This is a genomic window from Pseudomonas sp. Bc-h (genome assembly GCF_002080045.1).
Taxonomy (GTDB): Bacteria; Pseudomonadota; Gammaproteobacteria; order Pseudomonadales; family Pseudomonadaceae; genus Aquipseudomonas.
On record NZ_MUIN01000002.1, the window covers coordinates 299573 to 312731 of the forward strand.

12 protein-coding genes are annotated in these 13159 nt (G+C 58.6%); 2 read left to right on the plus strand and 10 right to left on the minus strand.

Going from position 1 to position 13159, the window contains the following annotated elements:
- Window positions 1-26 precede the first annotated feature (26 nt).
- The 9 genes from BWR59_RS03500 to BWR59_RS03540 all read right to left on the minus strand — a co-directional run bounded on the left by BWR59_RS03500 (window position 27) and on the right by BWR59_RS03540 (window position 9238).
- On the minus strand, window positions 27-614 hold the full coding sequence (locus BWR59_RS03500; protein ID WP_081564245.1) for a TetR/AcrR family transcriptional regulator: 588 nt from the start codon (window positions 612-614) through the stop codon (window positions 27-29).
- Window positions 615-887: 273 nt separating this feature from the next.
- On the minus strand, window positions 888-1826 hold the full coding sequence (locus BWR59_RS03505) for an AraC family transcriptional regulator (RefSeq protein WP_081564246.1): 939 nt from the start codon (window positions 1824-1826) through the stop codon (window positions 888-890).
- Window positions 1827-1850: 24 nt separating this feature from the next.
- Window positions 1851-2684 (minus strand): oxidoreductase, encoded by an 834-nt coding sequence (locus tag BWR59_RS03510; protein ID WP_081564247.1) that lies wholly within the window; start codon window positions 2682-2684, stop codon window positions 1851-1853.
- A 122-nt stretch (window positions 2685-2806) separates the two neighbouring features.
- Entirely contained in the window at window positions 2807-3982 is a 1176-nt protein-coding gene (locus BWR59_RS03515) for an MFS transporter (protein WP_230981950.1), read from the minus strand.
- Window positions 3983-4116: 134 nt separating this feature from the next.
- On the minus strand, window positions 4117-5016 hold the full coding sequence (locus BWR59_RS03520; RefSeq protein ID WP_230981951.1) for a LysR substrate-binding domain-containing protein: 900 nt from the start codon (window positions 5014-5016) through the stop codon (window positions 4117-4119).
- 36 nt (window positions 5017-5052) lie between these two features.
- Window positions 5053-6378: an MFS transporter gene (locus BWR59_RS03525; protein ID WP_081564248.1), complete on the minus strand. Its 1326-nt coding sequence runs from the start codon at window positions 6376-6378 to the stop codon at window positions 5053-5055.
- A gap of 54 nt (window positions 6379-6432) precedes the next feature.
- Window positions 6433-7224 (minus strand): enoyl-CoA hydratase-related protein, encoded by a 792-nt coding sequence (locus BWR59_RS03530; protein ID WP_081564249.1) that lies wholly within the window; start codon window positions 7222-7224, stop codon window positions 6433-6435.
- Window positions 7225-7253: 29 nt separating this feature from the next.
- A complete protein-coding gene (locus BWR59_RS03535; protein ID WP_081564250.1) occupies window positions 7254-8030 on the minus strand; it encodes an enoyl-CoA hydratase-related protein in 777 nt (258 codons plus the stop codon).
- On the minus strand, window positions 8027-9238 hold the full coding sequence (locus tag BWR59_RS03540; RefSeq protein ID WP_081564251.1) for a CoA transferase: 1212 nt from the start codon (window positions 9236-9238) through the stop codon (window positions 8027-8029). Before BWR59_RS03540 ends, BWR59_RS03535 begins: the two co-directional genes overlap by 4 nt.
- A gap of 327 nt (window positions 9239-9565) precedes the next feature.
- On the opposite strand from BWR59_RS03540, the gene BWR59_RS03545 reads away from it, so the two are divergent.
- Both BWR59_RS03545 and BWR59_RS03550 read left to right on the plus strand, forming a co-directional pair.
- A complete protein-coding gene (locus BWR59_RS03545) occupies window positions 9566-10945 on the plus strand; it encodes an NAD-dependent succinate-semialdehyde dehydrogenase (RefSeq protein WP_081564252.1) in 1380 nt (459 codons plus the stop codon).
- 264 nt (window positions 10946-11209) lie between these two features.
- A complete protein-coding gene (locus BWR59_RS03550; protein WP_081564253.1) occupies window positions 11210-11689 on the plus strand; it encodes a TetR/AcrR family transcriptional regulator in 480 nt (159 codons plus the stop codon).
- Window positions 11690-12053: 364 nt separating this feature from the next.
- Here BWR59_RS03550 and BWR59_RS03555 read toward each other — a convergent pair whose 3' ends face one another.
- Window positions 12054-13043 (minus strand): alpha/beta hydrolase, encoded by a 990-nt coding sequence (locus tag BWR59_RS03555; protein ID WP_081564254.1) that lies wholly within the window; start codon window positions 13041-13043, stop codon window positions 12054-12056.
- Window positions 13044-13159 lie beyond the last annotated feature (116 nt).

Here is a 13159-nt window from a genome sequence, read left to right on the forward strand (position 1 = left end):
AAGCTAGCCCAACGTCCTACTATGTTTTAGTCGGTTGGAATCATGAATCTTTCGATCATTGGTAAGGTGATCGCGCTAAACATTTCAGGGTCGCCGTGGGCGCGCGCGGAGAGCATCGCGCCGTGGACGGTCGCTATGACCGTCTCCGCCTCGGTACGTGCATCGTTTGAAAGCGCTAGATAGCCTTGCGAGGCCCCTCGCTCAAGCACCAACGTTAGCCATGCTGACAGCGCCTCAAAATGAGCTCTTACTTCGACGACGATCGCTTCCGGCAGCACCGGCATCTGGTTGGCGAGCAATGCGCACACACAGTAGCCCTTCGTGGCGTCGCCGATACAGCCCTGCCAGTAATTGATATAGGCGCGAAGTTGATCAGAAGGACCAGGGCTTAAACGTTCTATGTGGGTGACCCCTGCCTCGGCTTGCTGCCGATACTGGATAACAAGCGTCTGTACAAGGTCGACTTTGGTGGGAAAGTGGTGGTGAATGCTGGATTTTTGGATTCCCACAAACTCAGAGATGTCGGTGTAGCTGAAACTGCTGTAGCCGCCCGCGATGATCAGAGAGCGGGCACAGTCAAGAATTTCGTAATAAGCATTTGAGTAATTATCCATGCCTGAAACCTACCTTCTAGTAGGGAGCCTGTCAAGCTCATGTACCGCCCCTTAGCTCGCCAGGGACCTGAGAATACGCGTCGCGATTTCGCTCATCAGATCGGCGAGGTGAGCGGGTAGCCGAACGTCAAGTTGTCAAGATTTGCCTCGCTAGTTTCGATTGAAGTCCCGCCCCTACCCGCTACTTTCCTGGCAAGAATCTGCACATCCCGCACTTAAGCAGCCCGTTAAGTGCGTATATCCGCATTAGGGTGTTTGATATGCGAGTGGCCGCTAATGCGAGGACACGAAGATCGAGGGCGTACTGGATTCAGGTAATGCGTATGTCGCTTTCATCCACGCAACCTCTGCATGGGGGGTTCGACCGAAAAAGCGTTTGAATTCCCGGCTGAATTGCGACGGGCTTTCGTAGCCGACATCGAATGCCGCAGCTGCCGCCGAAACGTCGTTCCGCAACATCAGCAAACGTGCCTGATGCAGCCGTGTCGACTTCAAATACTGCATGGGCGAAGAGTCCGTGACCGTTCTGAAATGCAGATGGAAATTGGGGACGCTCATACTGGCCTCTTGGGCCAGCGCTTCCACGTTCAACTGCTCCTTATAAGAGCTGTGAATTTTGCGGATGGCGCGGGTGACTTTGCCGAAATGCCCCTGCTTACTGAGAGCCGCCCGCATGGAACCGCCCTGCTCGCCGGCGATGATCCGGTAGTAAATCTCGCGAACCAGCGACGGGCCGAGGATCTGCGCATCGACCGGGTGATTCATGGCAGCGAGAAATCGCAGGGTGGACTCACGCAACCTGTCGTCCATCGGTGATGAATACATGCCTTTCGGGTGAGCCGCCGTCGGGCCGAATGTCTCATCGATCTCCAGAATCAGCTCGCCTGCCAGCTTGAAATCTAGCCTCATGTACACAGCGAACATAGGTTCTTCTTCGCTGGCATCGGTTTCCATCGTGAACGGCACCGGCACCGACACCACCAGATAGTGCTGGGCGTCGTAAATGTAGACGTCATCCCCGAGATAACCGCGCTTGCGGCCCTGACACAAAATCACAATGCCCGGCTCGTAGAGCACGGGTGTGCGTGTCAGCGGTCGGTTTGAACGCAAAAAACGTATGTCGTCCAGGGGGCTCAGGTTGTAGCCTTCGAGCGGTGCCAGTTGCTCCATCAACTGGACCATACGCTCAGTCGTTTGTGCATCATTGCTCATGTTCGATCCTCCTGCTCGCCGCGTTCAGCTATCCGTCGAGCGGGTCAAGGCTTCCCATTGTTCGAGATCTTTCAACGACTGCTCAAGCTTGCCACGGACCAGCCCGAGCGCATCGCTACCCAACAAGAGATGGGCTGGCGGGTTCGCGCTGTCAATGAGTTTCAGCATCGCCTGCGCGGCCTTTTGCGGGTCGCCCAACTGCTTGCCGTTCTTCTCTTCACGTGCCTGACGTACCGGGTCGAAGCTGGCATCATAGTCGGCAATGCTGCGCGGGGTTCGCTGCATCGAACGACCGGCCCAGTCGGTGCGAAACGATCCTGGCGCCACGGTGGTGACGAAGATGTTGAACGGCGCAAGCTCCTTGCTCAGCGTGTCGGAAATGCCTTCCAGAGCGAACTTGCTGCCGCAGTAGTAGGCAATGCCCGGCATCGTGATGGTGCCGCCCATTGACGTGATGTTGATGATGTGGCCGGTGCGGCGCTGACGAAAATACGGCACGATCGCCTTGGTCACGGCGACGGCACCGAATACGTTGACGTCGAACTGACGGCGCATCTCTTGAAGCGGCGACTCTTCGAAAATACCTTCATGGCCGTAGCCCGCATTGTTGACCAGAACATCCACAGGACCATGGCGGCTTTCCACATCGGCGATAACACTATCGATGCGTTCAAAGTCGGTGACGTCGAGGATGACACCGTGTGCACGTTCATTCGACAGAGCCTCGAACGCCTGCAACGCTTCGTGATTTCTGACGGTGCCGATGACACTATGACCTGCGGCGAGTGCCTCAAGGGCCAGAGCTTTGCCGAAGCCACTGCTGATACCCGTGATAAACAAGGTTTTGGAATGATTCATGATGCGATCCCTTTGGTTGACTGATGCCCATGGTAGTGAACCGACGTTCCGGGACCTATGCCAGATCATCTGCAAGCCTTGCCTATTCCTATCCGGCCTGAGAGAAATCCACTGAAGCTCAATCACCGTTCCCTGAAAAAGCCGACGCTGCACAGTCCGCCAACAATCGCCAGCAAGGCCCCCGCAGTCGCCATCCCAGGCCAGCCGAAGTGCCCGGCCGCCGCGGCGCCAAAAGACGAACCCAGCGCGCCGCCAATGAAATAAACGGTCATGAACACCGTATTCACACGGCTGACCGCATCCGGCTGCATCGCCAGCACCCTGGTCTGGTGTGCCAGCTGGTTGGCTCGATTCCCCAGATCGATCAATGTGGCGGCCAGCAGCACCAAGGGCATCCACGCCGCCGCACTTGCGAAGCCCAGTGCGATGAACGCCACCAGCATCGCGCCCGCTCCGATGATGCATAGATGCAGGCTGTGTCGCCGGGTCCAGCGACCCAGTGTCGACGCACAAGCGATCCCGACCACTGCCGAGAGACCGATCAATCCCGACTGCAGCGTGCTGTAGCCATAGGGCGGCTGGGCCAACAAACCTGCCATCGCGCCCCAGAACACATTGAGGGCACCAAACAGTAAGCCACCGCAGAGCGACGAGCGCCACAGCGAGGGGTGGTCGTTGAGCAACTGCCATAACGAGCGCAGTAATTCCCCGTAGCGTAACGTGATGGACACCTCACTGCGGGGCATCTGCGCAAAGATCGCCAGCAGCACCAGTACGTCGATGCCAGCGGCGACCGTGAACATGCCGCGCCAGCCTAGCCAATGGCCAAGCGCGCCACTGACCGTACGCGCCAGCAGGCCACCGGCGGACAAACCGCTGGCCATCAGTCCGAGGACACGACCGCGGTGTTCGGGGTCAACCCGGCCCATGGCGCCGGGGATGATGATTTGCGCACTGATCGCCGACACCCCCACCGCCGCGCTGCTGAACAGCACGGCGGTGAAGCTTCCGGTACTGGCACACCACAACAGACTGACGACGTTACCCGCCAGCAGCCCCATAATCAGGTGCCGTCGTTGAATGCGGTCGCCCAGCGGCACGAACAACAGCAACCCCAAGGCATAACCCAGTTGGGTCGCCGTTGCGACCTGCCCTGCGTGCGCGGAGGAAACAGCAAAACTATCGCCAATCAGTGGCAACATGGCCTGGTTGTAATACGCTGTGGCCACCGACAAGCCACAGCAGATCGATAACACGACAGCGTCGAACGCGGACAGCGTCTGTCTGGATGTTTTCACGGCAACTCCCCCTGAATGAACGCCTGCCACGATAGGAAAGGCGCTGGCTCGGGCATACGCCTGAAAGCATCAGGTTGTTGCTCAATGCTATCGATCCGGCCTTACCGGGTCTCTGAGACGTGAGGGGTGGGCCTTCAATCCGCGCGTTGGCTGAGCCACTCGCGGAACGTGGTCAGTGCGGTCGATTCAGGTTTATTCAGTGGCCAGGCGAAGTAATACGAAAAGCTTTGCCGGTTGATCACCAGATCGAAGGGCATGCGCAGCAATCCGGCCTCCAGTTCTTTACTCACCAGCGACTTCTGCGCGATGGCCACACCGTGGCCTTCGAGGGCAGCCTGGTACGACAGAAGCGAGGTTTCGTAGCGCATGCCTCGGTAGGGGTTGATTTGAGCCACGCCCGCTTCACGCAGCCACAGCGCCCAGTCGTCCAGCCGCGCCAGCGAGTGCAAGAGCACCTGGTCGGCGAGTTGCTCGGGCGAACGAAGGTCCGGGGCAAAGTCTGCTGCCACCACGGGGACCAGTTCATTGGGGGTGAGTAATTGTGTCCCGGTGTGCGGCCAGTCACCGCCGCCCAGCTGAATACCGCCATCGAGGTCTTCATGCTCGAAATCCAGAGCGGAAGGCGACGTGGTCAATTGCACGTCGATGGCCGGATGGGCGATGTGGAAACCCGCCAGGCGAGGAATCAGCCAGCGCACTGCGAAGGTCGCCGGTGCGCGAATCTTCAGCAATTGGCGCCGCGTCGAGCCGCCGACAATGGCGTTGGTCGACTCGCGCAGGGCATTGAACAACGGCACGACATCCGCCAGATAACGCTCGCCCGCAGCCGTCAGCTCCAGTCCACCGGGTCTGCGCTTGAACAATTGCACTGAGAGATAATCTTCCAACGCCTTGATCTGTCGGCTTACCGCGGCAGGCGTCACCGACAGTTCGTCCGCCGCACGGGTGACGCTGAGCGAACGACCCGTGGCCTCGAACGCTTTGAGCGGATTGAGCGGCGGTAAGGGGCGGGAATGGGCGCCGTTGATGGTCACTGTGAATCTCCAGGCGGTCAGAGCGGATCGACGGGCCTATTGAGTATCGGAACTGCGCTGGCGGTCAATGCGCACACCCCAAACCGCTGCAACCAGGATGCACGGCAACAGAGACACGATCGAATAGACGATGCCGGCCAGCGGGTTACCACTCCAGTTCACCAGCGCCAGGCTGATCATGGGCAGGAAACCGCCGAACAAGATGTTGCCAATCTGCTGCGAAAGCCCAAAGCCAGTGGTTCTGCTCTGCGGCGGAAAACTGTCCGCGATGAACGCAGGCAGCGGCGCCATGACCATCGCCGTCAACGCCGCGAGCAGCGTGATGCACGCAATCAATACCGGCCAGGCCTGGATCTTGGCCGAGGCGACAATCTGTGCAAAACACGGATATGCGGCACCCGCCCACAACACCATGCCGACCAGCATGATCCACGCCCGCCCATACCGGTCGCTAAGGGCGCCAAACAGCGGATACAAGGGCGCTGCAATCAGGATAGCGACACCGACACACAGGTTTGCTTCAAACACGGGCACGGACAGCACGTTCTGCAGGAAATACAGCATGTAGATGATCGAGGTGTACAAGGTGACGGACGTGCCCCCTTGAGCACCGAATACGGCCACCAGAAGGTTCTTCCATGAGGCTCGGCTAGTCAGGGTGTCCGCCAGTGGCGAGCGAGAAACTCCGCCCTCCTCCTTGAGCGCCTGGAAGACGGGCGTCTCTTCCATCCCCAGGCGAATGTAGGTCGCGACAAGTACGATCGGCGCCGAAACAAGAAAAGGCACCCGCCAGCCCCAGGCAGCAAAGTCGGCGGGTGTGAGGTAAACGTTGAGCAAAGACACCACCAGAAGCGCTAGCAGCAGGCCCAGGCTGGCGGTGCTCTGCAGGAAACTTGTAAACAGGCCGCGCCGCTCACGGGGCGCGTGCTCCATGACATACACCGCCGCGGAACCGTATTCGCCGCCCAGGGCAATCCCCTGAATGATGCGCAGCACAAGCAGGCACACCGGCGCGAAGATCCCCGCTGACTGATAGGTGGGCAAACACCCCATCAGCACGGTCGACGTTCCCATCAGCACCAGGGTGATGACGAACGCGCGTTTGCGCCCGATGCGATCAGACATGGGACTGAAGATGAGTGTGCCCAGCGGTCGCGCCAGGTAGGCAACGCCAAACGTTCCCGCCGTAAGAATTGACGAAACGAAGGGGTCGAACTCAGGCAAAAACAAGGCACGCAAGGTACTGCCCAAGGCGACATAAACGAGGAAGTCATAGTATTCGAGCATGGTGCCGAAGCTGGCAGTGCCAACCACGCGTGACATGCTGGGCGGGGAAGATGCGGCGGTTGCGGCGATGTCCATTGATATGGTCCTTATTGTTATGGGGCTACAGCAAAGGATCGATGAGTACGGTCGTCACTGTGTTGATGCAAGGAACGCTTTGACGGCAGCCTTATGCTCGGCGCCGCACAGCAAAATAGCCTGGACGCTGCCGGCCGTTTCCAGCGCCTGCGGCAGATCGCTGCTCGCCGCCTGACGCACCAGCCGCTTGGCCAGACGCAACGCTTTGGGCGGCGCGCTGGAAATTGTGGTTGCCAGTTGCTCGACGGTGCTTTCGAGCTCATCGGCGTCGACCACCCGGTTGATCAGCCCCATCTGCAAGGCGTCTTCAGCGCGGTGGAACTGACTGGTCAACGTCATCTCCATCGCCCTGGCCAGGCCCACCGCGCGGGTCAGGAACCACGCACCGCCGATGCCTGAAATCAACCCAAGCCGCAGGAAGCTTTCCGCCAGTCGCGCGCCTTTCACGGCAACGCGTAGGTCGCACATCATCGCAAGGTCAAGCCCCGCCCCGATCGCAGAGCCGTTGATGGCCGCGATCACAGGCACGTCTATCGCCTGCATGGCCAGCGTAATGCGGTGCAGGTAACGGCGCAGACTGTCGAGCACGTCCTCGGTTGCACCCTGCATCAGGTCTTCGCCGCTCTGCATGTCCTTGACGTTGCCACCGGTGCAAAAATGCCGGCCACTGCCGCTCAGCACAACGCAATGAACATCCGGACGGCGATTGACGGTTTCCAGCGCCTCGGCCAACGCCACGCACATCGGGGTTGTCAGCGCGTTACCGGTTTCACCACCGTTGAGGGTCAGGTAAAGCACAGCCGCGCGCTGTTCGATCAGTACCAGATCGTGTTTTTCAGGATTCATGACACATGCTCTCTAAGGGTCTTCGGTTTTTATCGATGGTTGAAATGGGGTACACGTCGCTCCAGAAACGCCACGCAGCCCTCGCGCTGGTCGTCAAGCGCGAAGCAGCCGTGAAAAGCGCTCCGCTCGTAGCTCAAGCCTTCCGCCAGCGACGTCTCGAAGGCTCTGGAGGTGGCGGCCTTTACTGCCATCAGCACCGGCAACGAATGCCGCGCGATAGACTCCCCGATTGTCAGCGCTGTGTTGACGACGTCTGCGTCCGGCACCACCCTGGAGACAAGGCCAGCCGCCAGTGCCCGGGCCGCGGTGATCGGTTCACCGGTCAGGTTCATTTCCATGGCCAGTGATTTGCCCACCGCACGCGGAAGGCGCTGAGTCCCTCCTGCGCCTGGCAACAGGCCGAGCTTGATTTCCGGCTGGGCGAAGACCGCGGTATCGCCAGCGACGACGATGTCGCCAATCATCGCCAGCTCGCACCCACCGCCCAGTGCATAGCCGCGCACGGCTGCCACCACGGGTTTGCGCAGCGTGCTGACACGCTGCCAGTCATCTGCCAGGAAGTTCTCGGTGACGGCGCGGGCGTAAGTCATCTGCGCCATGGCTTGAATGTCGGCGCCAGCGGCAAAGGCCCGGGCCGACCCCGTCACGACAATCGCGCGAGTCTGATTATCGGCGTCCAGCATTTGTAGGGTGTTCCCCAACGCGGTCATCAACTCGTGCGTCAACGGATTCAGCGCGTTAGGACTGCTCAACGTGACCAGAGCGACAGCGCCCTGATGCTCAAGGGTGACAAGCGAAACGGTCATGCAGAGACCTCTTGACGTAAGCGCAGGCCGATGGCACCCGCCTCCTCGAATGTTGCGATCTGACGTTCGCTGTAGCCCAGTGCGTGCAGAATTTCGAAGGTGTGTTCGCCCACGGCGGGGGGCGCTTTGAGGGGCGCGTCCGGGTGGCTGTTGATCGCAAAGGCCGGCATGCGCAGTACACCCGCATCAGCGTGGGGCAGCTCGACTTCAATACCGCTCTGGAGATAATGTTCCGTCGAGGTCAGCTCGTCATAACTGGCCACTGGCGCGCACAGGATGTCCTGCTCCTCCAGTCGAGCCAGCCAGTGAGCGGACGTTTCGCGGATGAACCGTTGTTCGAGTAACCAGTGAAGCTGATTGCGGTGCTGCACCCGGGCCGGGTTGTCGAGGAAACGTTCGTCCTGCATCAACTCAGGCAAGCCCAGCAGAGTGCACAAAGCACTCCACCGCGCCGGATGGTAGGCCGCCACCATAATCCAGCCATCAGCGGTTTTGAACGCCTCGTTCGGCGCCGCATAGGGGGCGGCGCTGCCGGTCTTGTCCGGGGCCAGCCCGGTGGACAGAAAGCTGCTCAACGGCAGGTGCTGCAACATCAGGGTGCAGTTGTACAAGCTCACATCCAGGTGTTCGCCCTCGCCCTGCCGCCGGCGGCCATTGAGGGAAGCCAGTATCGAGATGGTCGACAGGTAAGCGGTCACCATGTCGGCGATCGGAATCGGCACCTTGGACGGGTCTGAATCAGGGCTGCCGAGCATGCTCATCATGCCGGTAACGGCCTGAATAATCCCGTCGACACCCGGCCGGTCATGCCAGGTTCCGGTTTGTCCGTAGGCGGAAACCGAGCAGTAAATGACACCGGGATTGATGGCCTTGACCGATGCGTAGTCCAGGCCCAGCCGGGCCATCACGCCAGGCCTGAAACTTTCGATGACCACATCGGCGTCACGCATCAACTCCAATGCAATCTCGCGACCTGCGTCGCTTTTCAGATCCAGCGCAATCCCCCGCTTGTTGCGGTTCACACTGAGCGACGTCACGCTCTGACGCTGCTGCCAAGGCGGGCCAATGGCGCGACCCAGCTCACCACCCAAGGGTTCCACCTTGATCACGTCCGCACCCATGTCGCCCAGCAACATGCCGCAGACCGGTCCCGCCACAATGTGCGAAAAGTCCACGACTTTTATATCTTTCAAGCTGTCGGTCAGCATCTTCAACACCTGTAGCGCACGTCTTCGTGCGCGTTTTTGTAATGGGTCGAGGATAGGGAATGCCGTCCAAACGCAGCTATCGACTTTATGAGAGGGGGGGATTGAGTTTTTGTTAAAGCGACAGTGCGCCGTGGCGATGATCCTGATATTGAAAGTACCCCCCACATGAGCACGCCTTAAGGGCCGATTCGTCCTAACGGCAACCCGGGGTTATAGGATTAGGCAAGCAATGGAGATGAACCGGCATTCGCAGCGCCGCCACCTGACCGTACCGTGGGCCCTCAGCTTTTTCCGCTGAATCGATATTCAACGATTGGAGATCAGCCCATGTTAATCGTCTACAACCCCGCAGATGGCAGCGAAGTCGGCCGTGTTCCGCAGAGCGATGCAGCAGCAGTGAACGCTGCCGTCGACCGTACCTGTGCAGCGTTCCCTGAGTGGTCCGGCAAACTCGCCAAAGAACGTGGCGACATCCTTCGTCGCTGGTTCGAAAGCGTCAGGGCAGACAAGGAAGCGTTCGCCGAGTTGATGTCGAAAGAAAACGGCAAGTGCCTGACCGAAGCCCGTGGCGAGATCGATTACGGTCTGGGCTTCATCGAGTGGTACGCCGAAGAGGCCAAGCGCGTCTATGGCGACACTATCCCCACCCACGACAAGAACGCCTCGGTGATCGTGACCAAAGAGCCTGTCGGGCCGGTGGGGGCGATTACTCCGTGGAACTTCCCGTTCATGATGATCACCCGCAAAGTCGCGACTGCACTGGCGGCCGGTTGCACCATGATCATCAAGCCGGCGGAAGACACGCCGCTGACCGCATTCAAACTGCTGGAGCACGCCCGCAAAGCCGGCATACCGGAAGGGGTACTGGAAGTCGTGGTGGGCGATCCGAAGCAGATCGGCGAGATCATCACCTCCGACCCGCGCATTCGCAAAGTCTCGTTCACAGGCTCCACCAACGTCGGCAAGCTGCTGGCGGCACAATGTGCGCAGACCATTAAGAAAATGACCATGGAGTTGGGCGGCAACGCGCCGTTCATCGTGTTCGACGATGCCAATATCGATGAAGCGGTGAAGGGGTTGGTGGGCGCCAAACTGCGTAACTCGGGCCAGGTGTGCATCTCCCCGAACCGCATTTTCGTGCAGGACACAATCATCGACGCATTCATCGAGAAAGTGAAAGAAGCTGTGATGGCTATCGATGTCGATCAGGGCCTTCGAGAAGACTTCGTGGTCGGTCCGATGATCAACAAAACCGGTTTCGAGAAGGTCGGGGCGTTGGTCGAACAGGCCAAGGCAGCAGGCGCGACGGTTCTGTTGCGCGGCAAACCCCACGTCAAGGGTGGGCTGTTCTACGAGCCGACCATCCTCACCGGTCTGAGGGATGATTCACCGCTGGCACAAAATGAAATCTTCGGCCCGGTGTTTGCCGTTTATTCATTTTCGAGCGAGGAAGAAGTCATTCGACGCGCCAATCAGACCGAGTACGGACTCGTCGCTTACGCATACACCAGCGCGCTGGGGCGTTCGCTGCGACTCTCCCGTCAGCTTGAGGCAGGCATGGTCATCCTCAACTCTGGCTCGGTTGGTACCGTATCGATTCCATTTGGCGGCATTAAACAATCCGGTTACGGGCGTGAAGGCAGTTACTATGGCATCGAGGAATACGTTCACGTGAAGTACGTGCTCCTAGCCGGCGCACAGTTGTAGTAGTTCAGCAGCGCGAAGTGCCAATCATTTCGCGCTGCCCCTCACCTGCCTCTATGCACTTGGGCCTGAGTGGAGGGAACCGATTTCAGGCATCGAACGAACGCGGCGAGCACCGCGCGCCTGATATCTTCGGGGTTAGTCAATGGAACGATATGACTATTCTTCAGACGTGCAAATTGGCATACCTAAACGATGCGCGTTGATGCACTGCGTAACCGTGAGGCTATCTTGGCAGCAGCCCGCCGTACATTTTAAGAACAGGGGGTGCTCGCTTCTCTCGACGGGATTGCCGCACGAGCAGGCGTCGGCAATGACACGCTTTATCGAAATTTCCCCACACGTGATGACTTGCTCAGCGCTGTTATGGCGGCCAATTTGAAGAATCTGCTTGGGACAGCCAGCGATCTTTTGGAGTCGTTGGATGCTCGGGAAGCATTGAAAGAGTGGCTGTTCATGTTGACCTGGCAATTGGGCATCTGGCATGACCTGCCTTACTGCGTAGCGTCAGCGAAGGCTAACCCTGAATCGTCGAATACCGCGAGCGCTCAACTGCTAACTCAAACTGATAAATTTCTCGAGAAAGCGAAAAGCTCAGATCTAACGATGACTGGCGTGACTGCAGTGGATTTTTTTGAGCTGGTGACCACGCTGTCGTGGGGAATCGATCGTTTGGGCGATGACGAGCCGGCGGCTCGACGGCGGGTGACTATCGCGACTGCTGGGATTTTTCATGCTGTGAAATGAGTAAGACGGCTGAATACGAACCAGAATGGGCAGCACAGCGTAGAACGTTACAGCGTCGTGCCCCTCTCAGTGGAAGACAATCGCTAGGTCAACAGTTCCTTGGCGACAGATATAAATCCCTTAGATAAAGTCACGGAAGAAGGCTTCGTTATTGAAGCGCCCGTCAGACTTGACTCCAGAGGTCATCGTTTTCGATGCATACGCAGCTAGAGGTTTTCCTTTCTGGCCGCTTGGGAGCAGCGTCGAACGCTGACATATACGGACGATGCACGCTTCAATTGCTGTCATGTGCCGCTGATGCTTTCATTTGGCACATCGAGAAAAACCATCGGCGCAGCCCAATTCATGCAATACATAATGGTTGTTACGACGGCCAGTGCGAACGAACAAAAAGCTTAACGTCCTGAATGAGCTCCAAGTCTTCAGGCGCTTCTCCGGAGAAGCCGCCATGGGGCATGGCTTCGAAAACGTGTAACTCAACGGGAATGTTCGCCCGTCGCAGCTTTCGGTGCATCCGGACGGCGTTGGACAGAAACAGATCGCGGGTGCCGGTTTGAAGGAAGGTAGGTGGCAACCCATCCAGCTCACCAAACAACGGCGACAGGTAAGGATGGGCCAAATCCGCCTCCCCGGCATATAAGCGATTGCAGGACATCAGCGAGCCAGGAAGTACGACGTCAACCATTTGATTGACCTTAAAACTATCGCCGGATTCGGTCAGGTCCAGTTCCGGCGACAACAGCACCAACGCTGAAGGCATTGGCAAACCCTCCTCCCGACCTCGCAACAGCATGGCAACAGCCAGGTTTCCGCCGGCTGATCGGCCACCGATGATGACGTTGTATGGCAAATGCCGTTCCAGCACATACCGGTAGGCAGTCAGACAATCATCCAATGCTGCCGGATAGGGATGGTCCGGTGGCATCCGGTAATCTACGCCGTAACAACGAACGCCATGCTTCTGAGCTTCAACCTGAGCGCTCGCTCGACAAGCATCACCACCGCCAAAGACAAGCGCGCCACCATGCAAATCAACGTAGGCAAAGCCTTCGCGATCCATCGTGTCTGGCGTGGCGACATGGATAACGGTTTGATCGACCATGACGGTTTCCACCGAAGCCGCCTTCGGCATTACCTTTTTTGCCACGGTAGCCGCATATTGACGCTGCACCGCGGACTGTAAAGCGATCCACCCCTCGCGGTCACCATTTGCTGGCATCGAATAACTTGCATTGATCGGCACCCCGTCCGCTCCTACCATTCGTTGGAGCGCTTGGCGTGCCTGCTCGCTGATCGATGATGGAAACGGGACGCGGCGCTGAGTGAGCAACACACCATCATGTGGATCATCCATCGCTTCGCAACCCTCGTTTGCAGTTCTAACTGACGACAACCTAACAACGATCGACCGAGTTGATCATGTTATGCGAGTCATCATTAAAGCTCGAGTATTCGTCCTCATAGATGACT

What these genes read in the sequence shown, in the direction of transcription:
- BWR59_RS03500 (WP_081564245.1), bottom strand. Translation starts at nt 614, where the DNA reads ATGGATAATTACTCAAATGCTTATTACGAAATTCTTGACTGTGCCCGC.
- BWR59_RS03505 (WP_081564246.1), bottom strand. Translation starts at nt 1,826, where the DNA reads ATGAGCAATGATGCACAAACGACTGAGCGTATGGTCCAGTTGATGGAG.
- BWR59_RS03510 (WP_081564247.1), bottom strand. Translation starts at nt 2,684, where the DNA reads ATGAATCATTCCAAAACCTTGTTTATCACGGGTATCAGCAGTGGCTTC.
- BWR59_RS03525 (WP_081564248.1), bottom strand. Translation starts at nt 6,378, where the DNA reads ATGGACATCGCCGCAACCGCCGCATCTTCCCCGCCCAGCATGTCACGC.
- BWR59_RS03530 (WP_081564249.1), bottom strand. Translation starts at nt 7,224, where the DNA reads ATGAATCCTGAAAAACACGATCTGGTACTGATCGAACAGCGCGCGGCT.
- BWR59_RS03535 (WP_081564250.1), bottom strand. Translation starts at nt 8,030, where the DNA reads ATGACCGTTTCGCTTGTCACCCTTGAGCATCAGGGCGCTGTCGCTCTG.
- BWR59_RS03540 (WP_081564251.1), bottom strand. Translation starts at nt 9,238, where the DNA reads ATGCTGACCGACAGCTTGAAAGATATAAAAGTCGTGGACTTTTCGCAC.
- BWR59_RS03545 (WP_081564252.1), top strand. Translation starts at nt 9,566, where the DNA reads ATGTTAATCGTCTACAACCCCGCAGATGGCAGCGAAGTCGGCCGTGTT.
- BWR59_RS03555 (WP_081564254.1), bottom strand. Translation starts at nt 13,043, where the DNA reads ATGGATGATCCACATGATGGTGTGTTGCTCACTCAGCGCCGCGTCCCG.